The 4,973-nt window shown below is 41.0% G+C and carries 5 protein-coding genes; 4 read left to right on the top strand and 1 reads right to left on the bottom strand.

Annotated features, from left to right (window positions below; translation table 11 throughout):
* Window positions 1–492: 492 nt before the first annotated feature.
* Entirely contained in the window at window positions 493–2,289 is a 1,797-nt protein-coding gene (locus PV433_RS08930; RefSeq protein ID WP_332071823.1) for an ATP-dependent nuclease, read from the top strand.
* A gap of 435 nt (window positions 2,290–2,724) precedes the next feature.
* Here the strand turns inward: PV433_RS08930 and PV433_RS08925 are convergent, their stop codons facing one another.
* Window positions 2,725–3,426: a Fic family protein gene (locus PV433_RS08925; protein WP_332071822.1), complete on the bottom strand. Its 702-nt coding sequence runs from the start codon at window positions 3,424–3,426 to the stop codon at window positions 2,725–2,727.
* A 207-nt stretch (window positions 3,427–3,633) separates the two neighbouring features.
* On the opposite strand from PV433_RS08925, the gene PV433_RS08920 reads away from it, so the two are divergent.
* From PV433_RS08920 to PV433_RS08910, 3 genes are all read left to right on the top strand, one after another.
* On the top strand, window positions 3,634–3,813 hold the full coding sequence (locus PV433_RS08920; RefSeq protein WP_332071821.1) for a ribbon-helix-helix protein, CopG family: 180 nt from the start codon (window positions 3,634–3,636) through the stop codon (window positions 3,811–3,813).
* A 139-nt stretch (window positions 3,814–3,952) separates the two neighbouring features.
* On the top strand, window positions 3,953–4,261 hold the full coding sequence (locus PV433_RS08915) for a DUF6809 family protein (protein WP_332071820.1): 309 nt from the start codon (window positions 3,953–3,955) through the stop codon (window positions 4,259–4,261).
* Entirely contained in the window at window positions 4,236–4,568 is a 333-nt protein-coding gene (locus PV433_RS08910; protein WP_332071819.1) for a DUF6061 family protein, read from the top strand. The genes PV433_RS08915 and PV433_RS08910 overlap by 26 nt, the downstream gene beginning before the upstream one ends.
* The last annotated feature ends 405 nt before the right edge of the window (window positions 4,569–4,973 follow it).

Below are 4,973 nucleotides of genomic sequence, written 5' to 3'. Positions count from 1 at the left end.
TGATAGACTTCACCTTAAAGGTGCTCCTCTCTTTGGGTGATGTTGTTCTAGGCAAACACCATTCTACCAAAGATTTGAGCCCTTTTTCATATTTTCAGAAAGAGTCACTTTCGAAATTCAGGTTTATTTCTTCTTCTGTTAACTGCATATAGTTTCGGTCATAATTCCCCATTAACATATTTCCCTCGTTTTTGAGTAATGTTAGAAATATATTCAGTTTATCATAGAAACTGAAGCCATCCAATTGCTGGTAATTACCTTGTCGAGCAAATAAATTTTCACGGCCCGTGCCTTCAGGTAGGATCTACTTAGCGATGCCTTCAGATCCCCTGTCAGATAACCTCAACCTAAATAAATAGGAAAATATATTCTATTTTGATAGTAGAATAGTCTCGAAGGATTATTGGTCAAATTAGTAATCGAAGGAGGAATTTGGGCCTTTTTGTCGAATGTAAACGACTGCGGGGCTCAAATAAATCCGGGGGTGTCTCAATGAAATTATCTAAGTTTACGATAAGAAATTATAAAGGTATCAAGGAGTTAACTGTAAATGTTGAAAATATATCAATCATTATAGGGCCGAACAATTGTTGTAAAAGTACTGTGCTACAAGCATTAAAGCAATTTGGTAGCTCTGATAAGAGATTGGATATAAAGTACTATAATAATCATAATACCAGTAATCCAATTTCTTTTCATGCAACGTTCATTGATATTTCAGAAGAGGAAGCTGCCTTGCATGGACTAAGGGCTTCAATGCATGAAGCAACAGGAAGCTTTATTGTAAGAGCAGTGTATAATTTTGGAGAAGATGTGAAGCGGTTATCGAAAACAGTTGGAGAACCCACTCATGATTTAGGTGACGAAGGATGGGAAGGGAAAATGGGTGGAGGCAATAATGCGTCTCACTTTGTTAATATTTTCCCTGAAGTAATTTACATTCCTGCTGTAAAAAATGCTAGCGATGAAATAAAAACCACCTCAGATAACATTAAAACATTGACCACACTCTATAAAGAGGTTATTCATTCATTAGAGGAATATACAGAAGCCGAAACAAAAACAAAGGCACTACAAGACAAGATCAACCAGCATGATGATGAGAAAATAAAATATTTTGAGTCCGAAATCCAAAGTTTTCTAACAGATATTACGTCAACCAAAATAAATTTCAAAGTCAATGTTCAACCTTTAGCTGAATTTGTCAGTACATCTGTTAATCCATTATTTAATTATAATGGAATTGAAACGGAACTTGATTTTCAAGGGAATGGAGTTCAGAGAACATTTATTGTTTCGATTTTGAAGGGTTTTCGTAAGTACAAAAGCAGATATGCTTCTGAGGCTAAAGAGCAGGCCTTATCCAGAAGGCAATTAATTATTGCTATTGAAGAACCTGAGTTATATTTGCATCCGCAGATTGCAAGGATTTTTAAAGATACTCTATATTCATTAGCAGATGACAATTACTTCCAAGTTATGGCTACTTCGCATTCTCCCAATTTTATTGATCTGTCTAAGCCTAATAGAACTTTAGCTAAGGTGTCGCTAAATGGTGACAAGATAGTTTGTATCCATCAAGTGGATTCAGACATATATGGTTTACCGGATGATGAAAAATCAAGATTTCAAGCGCTTTTAAAATTTAATCCACACGTAAATGAAGCGTTTTTTGCTGATCAAGTTATCTTAGTCGAAGGCGACACTGAAGTTGTGGCGCTGAGGCTTATTGGAGAAAAACTTGCACAAGAAGGACATTTAGATTTAGATGTATTTAATAGAACAACCGTAGTAAACTGCTCTGGAAAACCAACAATGTATGTAGTAATGAATGTTCTTAATAATTTTGGAGTTAAGTATACCGTCATACATGATTTTGACATTACTGAAATAAACGCAAAAGGGGATAGAAGGAGTCCCGCTGCGTTAAAAGCTGTTCTAACTATCAATCACAAGCTGGAATATTTAGCGAGCTTAAGAAATAATGGTCGATTTGTATTTCAACATACTTTTGAAGCCGAAATGCCACACGATTATGAGAAAGGCTCTTCAAAATCATTCTCAGCCTATGAATACATAAATCCTAAATCAATTGATGAGTTACCTCTCGGATTAATAGACATTATTAAGTCAGCCTTTGGCTTGGTGTTAAATTCCCCCTTGGATCATTCTAATAATACGTTGCTTCCACGTTATGAAAGGGATTCTTGGACAGAATTGAAACAAGCCATTTCCGAGTGGGAGGAACCAAAAGCAGATGAGTTTGTAAGATGCCATTGGACTGAGTAACCATTTAAAGAAATTTTTGCGTTTATTTTTAACATTATTGAACAGGGGAAGTCCTAAAGAAATTTATTGAACCAGTTGTTCAACTCGACTGGTTTTTTCTTATGCTTTGTTTTGTTACGAAGATTATAACCAAAAAAACTGAGGTATATCCCGAAAAGGACATGTATTCTTCCAAACTTATAAGACTAATCTTATTAATGGACACAACATTCGATCTTTTACGAGATGTAGTGACAAATGCTAAACAACGGGGGCTAAGGGGCATGCCCCTTACAAGTGAATATGGCTATCTCTATTTAGTGCTTGCTGCAACGAGTCATTCATCTCATGTTGCTCTTCAAGGTCATTCGCAGGTCAGGAAAAAATCTCCCGATCCTGCACAAAATAAAAAGCCTGCTGCCAAGTTCGGGCCACAAGCTTGCATACATATTCGCTCTATCGAGATCGTTCGGATTCACGATGCTTTTCCGGTTCAAAGTCAATCCCGCTGATCGCATGTTCGTATAAAAACTGCTTAATCTCGCTCATATCGTTCGTCGTATAGTAGGCTGACAACAATTCGTTAAACCGCTCCATATTTTTCTCTGTAATGGTTAGCATACCATGTCCATTGCCGACAAGAAGCTTGTTTGCGAGCAGAAGAGAGGTTCGCTTGTTTCCATCCCAAAACATTTGCCGCCGCGCTCCCCACAGGAAAGCCGTAATGGCTTTCTCCGTTGTGGTCATGTCCGCAGCCAGCAAGTCCGCCAATTCCTGTTCGATCTCGCTCTTCACCGGGAGCGGCGGCACATAATCCGTGCCTGAAATTCCGACACGCCCGGCTCTTAAAACGCCCCATTCCAGCGCTTCATTCCTCGCGACGTATTCATTGAGTTTGCAAATGAGGGGAAGCGTAGTCGGCTCATCAATCGCGTTCAACAAATAACGCCAGGCATCCCTCATATTAAGGACGGCTTGTATGTCGTCCAGCGTGACACCAGGAACATTGACACCGTTCAGTATCGTTTGGGTTTGCGGAAAGGTAATATTCCGGTTTTCCATCTTCATGCCGCAGTATATATTCTCGTCCCATTTCTTCTTAGCCAAAAACAGGCTTTGTTGTTTGGTCAGCGCATATTTATCTGAAAATGGCTTCATTTTGTATCCCTCCTGCCAGTTATCATTATATCCGGTTTTGAAAGCAAAATCACCTTTCATCTGTACTTACATCTGCCCATAGGGATATTCTCATATCGCTTGTTGCAATGTGACCTGCGTAGAACACCAGAAAGGTTTAGTTCTGAGAATTGACTTTTTGTCCTGACAATAATATATTATTGTCAGGACAAAAAGTGAGGTGAAGAGATGTCCTCCAAAAAGATGGGGCGTCCTCCATCTGACAAACCCAAAGGTAAAACGATTGAGATACGTGTCGATCAGGAAATTATGAGCAAGCTTGATGCTTCCGCTGAGAAGCTAAATACGACACGTTCAGACATCGTTCGCAGAGGGATTGAAAAGGTGTATGACGAGCTCCAAAAATAAAGAAGGAAGCAGCGTGAGTCCCGCGAAGAACACCGCTACTTCCTTGCCCGCAATCGCTACATGAGCAGACTGCATAAATATCCTACCATGTGCAGGAATCTCATTCAAGCGATGCGATGACAATGATGGGAGGATGAAAATGAAATCGATTCTGGAAGCCTTGTACTGCGGACAGCTTCACCCCGAGGAGATCATTGTACCGACTCATCCTGAATATCGGCCGTTAAGCCGACAACTTGGCGCTATGACTGAAAAATGGAGAAAAGAACTCAGCGACGAGATGTTTCATGAGCTTGAGAAGTATTCTGATCTATGCGTGAGCGTGAACAGCTTGCATATTGAAGCTGCCTTTGTTCATGGATTCAAACTCGGCGCGAACATGATTATTGAAGTCATGAATAAGCGTGAGGAGTTGGTTCCGAATGAAGCTGCGGGCATGTCATTATAATGAATGCAGCGACGTCATGACGGTTGTATGTGGGGATGGAACAACACGTCGCCTCAGCTGCTCCGAGATCGAAGCAACGTATGATATGCATACATCGGCGCGTTCTCATTTGATCTGGCTTAAAGAAAATGAGCCGTTTGCTTATGCCGAGTTAGTTCTCAACAACAATTTGAAGCGCTATGCCGAGGAATACAGCCGGGAATACCTGAAGCAGCAGAATGAACTGGCCGAGCAACTTGATGCTCACTATCAAGATAAGACATATGCGCAGGCTATTGCGAGAGAAATCATGATGCGCGGCGATTAACGCCAACTTTCAATGAGGGAAGCGTAAAAGGCGGAGGAAGCTTTCAAGTCAACCAGTCGCAACGACGGATGACAATCGAAAGCATCGTCGCTGGACGCTTCCTCATCTTTTCCCGGCAGGTGCATTGAAGGCAACTTGGGACGCTGTCCGAAGTTGCAGCAAGCACTGAATTTGGATATCCAAATTCGCTTGTTAGGGGCGAAGCCCCTAATCCCCCTCTCGACAGCCGAGATTCATCCATCCATTCATTCATTCCCCGTCGCTTTTGAATCAGTTCGAAATCATCCATTCACACTTTCTTTCAATACAGTGAAGTTCGATAACGTCACATCGCACATCGCCGGGAGCTTGGGGGCGCAGCCCTCAACAAGCGAATTTGGGAGACCAAATTCAGTGCTTGCTGCA

Origin of the sequence: Paenibacillus sp. GYB004, from assembly GCF_036577605.1 — a bacterium.
Classification (GTDB): domain Bacteria; phylum Bacillota; class Bacilli; order Paenibacillales; family NBRC-103111; genus Paenibacillus_AB; species Paenibacillus_AB oceani.
The sequence above is the reverse complement of the archived record's forward strand: the minus strand, read 5'-3'. Positions and strand labels throughout refer to the sequence as shown.

Coding starts and splice junctions, on each gene's coding strand:
- PV433_RS08930 (WP_332071823.1), top strand. CDS start 493: ATGAAATTATCTAAGTTTACGATAAGAAATTATAAAGGTATCAAGGAG.
- PV433_RS08925 (WP_332071822.1), bottom strand. CDS start 3,426: ATGAAGCCATTTTCAGATAAATATGCGCTGACCAAACAACAAAGCCTG.
- PV433_RS08920 (WP_332071821.1), top strand. CDS start 3,634: ATGTCCTCCAAAAAGATGGGGCGTCCTCCATCTGACAAACCCAAAGGT.
- PV433_RS08915 (WP_332071820.1), top strand. CDS start 3,953: ATGAAATCGATTCTGGAAGCCTTGTACTGCGGACAGCTTCACCCCGAG.
- PV433_RS08910 (WP_332071819.1), top strand. CDS start 4,236: ATGAAGCTGCGGGCATGTCATTATAATGAATGCAGCGACGTCATGACG.